This window comes from Candidatus Binatia bacterium (genome assembly GCA_036382395.1).
Classification (GTDB): Bacteria; Desulfobacterota; Binatia; order HRBIN30; family HRBIN30; genus JAGDMS01.
In genome coordinates this window covers 1-3,042 of record DASVHW010000269.1, presented here as the reverse complement: position 1 = coordinate 3,042, position 3,042 = coordinate 1, and the positions used below count along the sequence as shown (strand labels likewise).

Annotated in this window: 2 protein-coding genes; both read left to right on the top strand. The window is 61.9% G+C overall.

All coding sequences use genetic code 11. The features are described from left to right. Positions 1-408: 408 nt before the first annotated feature. Positions 409-1,284 carry a site-specific integrase gene (locus VF515_12540; GenBank protein ID HEX7408463.1) on the top strand — a complete coding sequence of 292 codons (876 nt, stop codon included), beginning with the start codon at positions 409-411 and terminating at the stop codon, positions 1,282-1,284. A gap of 12 nt (positions 1,285-1,296) precedes the next feature. Next, positions 1,297-2,511 (top strand): IS91 family transposase, encoded by a 1,215-nt coding sequence (locus VF515_12535; GenBank protein ID HEX7408462.1) that lies wholly within the window; start codon positions 1,297-1,299, stop codon positions 2,509-2,511. Positions 2,512-3,042 lie beyond the last annotated feature (531 nt).

The following is a 3,042-nucleotide window of genomic DNA, read 5'->3' as shown; positions in this document are numbered from 1 at the left end:
AGCGTAAGGTAGCCGTGATTGTCGCAAGTGGCGGCGACCCACCTGCGTCCACGACTGCAGAGCCTGGGCCGCGGCAGGTACAGAAAGCATCGCCGCTAGGGCGAGCGTCGCAACCAGTAAATGATGGCGGTACATGGTCGTTGGATCCTTCTGTGCTCAATCGCAACTCGCCAGATACCACCTAGGAATTGCCCAAGCCAACAGGATCACGGTTTGCTGGGAATGACGAGCGCTTTTCAAGCGCCTCGTATCTTGTTCGTCCGTTGTGGATCATGGAACGAAACCGCTCGCGCGGTAGAGCGCTGTGCGCAAGGTGGTGCATTGGACTGACGGGAACGCGGTGACGGAATGGGGCGTCCTGTTTGAAAATCGCGGGGTTAACAACCTCGGTTCAGACAGGAGTATCCCATGACCGACAAGACCATCAGCCCGTTGCGGCGGCGAATGATCGAGGACATGACGGTCCGCCATTTCACGTCGAAGACCCAAAGCGACTACATCCGCGCGGTTACAAACCTGGCAAGGTTCCTGCGTCGATCGCCGGACACAGCGTCCAATGAGGACCTGCGTCTGTTCCAGCTGCACCTGACCGAGAACCGCGTGGGTGCGCCGACCATCAACTCCACGGTCTCGGCGCTGCGGTTTTTCTTCACCGTGACGCTCGATCGGACCGATGCGGTTCGACACCTGACCTTTGTGCACGAGCCGCGCAAGCTGCCGTTGGTATTGAGCCCCGAGGAGGTGGCGCGTTTTCTGGAGGCCGCCCCTGGCGTCAAGTACAAGGCCGCGTTCAGCGTCGCCTATGGTGCGGGCCTGCGCGTGTCCGAGGTCGCCGCGCTGAAGGTGTCCGATATTGACAGCAAGCGCATGATGCTGCGCGTCGAGCAGGGCAAGGGCCGCAAGGATCGGCACGCGATGCTCTCCCCTGTGTTGCTCGAACTTTTGCGCGACTGGTGGCGCATCGCGCGACCGACCGCCTGGCTGTTCCCGGGCCGCGATCCACTCCAACCCATGTCGACGCGCCAGCTCAACCGGGCCTGCCATGCGGCAGCGGATATGGCGGAGATCACCAAACGGGTGTCCCCGCACACGCTGCGGCATAGCTTTGCAACCCATCTTCTGGAGCAGAACACCGATATCAGAGTGATTCAGGTTCTACTCGGACATGCCAAACTCGATACGACGGCGCTCTACACGCGCATCGCCACCAACACCATCCGCGCGGTCATGAGCCCGTTGGAGCATCTCAGCCTGAAGCCCAAGAAGGACGAGCCGCCCGCCTGACGCGCGGCGCTGATGGCCCGTCCAGTTCTGGAGATCGCGGATATCTTCCGCGACCACGGGGCCGCTTGGCGTAAAGCCAATGCTGGCCACGTGAGCCTCGGCCAGTTGAAGGTGATGTCGGCGATCGAGAGCTGCCGCACAGCGGCTCTCGGCGGGCATGTTATGCGCTGCGAGGACTGCTCGCACACGGCGATCGCCTATAACAGCTGCCGCAACCGGCATTGTCCCAAGTGCCAGGGCTCGCAGGCGCTCGCATGGATGGAGGAGCGCAAGGCCGAGCTGCTGCCCGTCCCTTACTTCCACGTCGTGTTCACGTTGCCGGTGCGGATCGGGGCCATCGCCTACCAGAACAAGGCCGTCATCTACGATCTCTTGTTCAAGGCTTCGTCGCAGACAATGCTGACGATTGCGGCCGATCCCAAGCGCCTGGGCGTCAGGATCGGCTTCACGTCGGTGCTCCACACCTGGGGCTCCGCGATGACGCATCACCCGCACGTGCACATGATCGTACCGGGTGGCGGGATATCGCTCGACGGCACACGTTGGATCGGCTGCCGTCCCAACTACCTCTTGCCGGTGAAGGTGCTGTCGCGGCTGTTCCGCCGCCTGATGCTGGAGATGCTGGTCGCCGCGAACGACGCCGACCGCCTGCAGTTCTTCGGCGATCATGCCCACCTCGCCGACAAGGCTGCGTTCAAGGCCTATCTCGCGCCGCTGCATCGGACCAAGTGGTTTGTCTATAGCAAGCGGCCGTTCGCTGGGCCCGAGCAGGTGCTGGCCTATCTGTCGCGCTACACGCACCGGGTCGCGATCTCCAACAGCCGGCTCATCGCCGCCGACGAGACCGGCGTCACGTTCAGGTACAAGGACTACCGGATCGAGGGGCCCGGCCGCTACATGACCATGACGCTGAAGACGGGCGAGTTCATCCGCCGCTTCCTCGTCCACGTGCTGCCGAAGGGCTTCCATCGCATCCGACACTACGGCTTGTTCGCCAGTGGCGCTCGTGCCGACAACATCGCCCGAGCCCGCGAACTGCTCGCTGTGCCAATGCCCGAGACAGAGGCACATGATGCAGCCGGCGCCAACGCCACCGAGCCGCCGACCTTCTCGCATCCATGTCCATGTTGCGGCAGTCGCATGAGCATCGTCGAGACCTTCAATCGCGGCTCGACGCCGCGATATCGACCGCCGCCGCCAACCGCGATCAGGATCGATACGTCATGATCAAGATCCCCACGCCACAAATTCACAATACCGATCTTTCTCGCTGGTCGTCGATCCGCCACGGCAGCGCTCGCTCAAATGCACGCTTGAAATCTCAACTTGCGCACCAATCTTCTTTGCTCAAGGCAGATACTTACCCTCGCAGAGGGCTCCTCATGCCCGGCAACGTCGTCGACCAATGCACTCATGGGTGTCGGTTGCCATCACGCACCTCTTCTCCCGCGCTCAAATCCCCATAGCGCCCGCTGCACGACCGCGTGCCACTTCCCGCGGTTTCCTTCCTTGGAGGCTTTCGGACGCCGGCCCCAGCCTCGGTGTTCGCGGCTCCGTCCGTCATCGGCCGGCATCCGAAACCCTTCACAGAAACGGACTCTGAGTTCGTGGATTACTATCCAAAACTGCTCCAGCCAACGGAAGGAGACAAACTGTAATCAAACATTCTCTTGATGGAGTTGCGAAGGCTTTCGCTGGGCTTCCCATAAGTCGCCATCAAACCACAGGTGCGCTCGGGCTCGAAAACTTGCGCCCCTA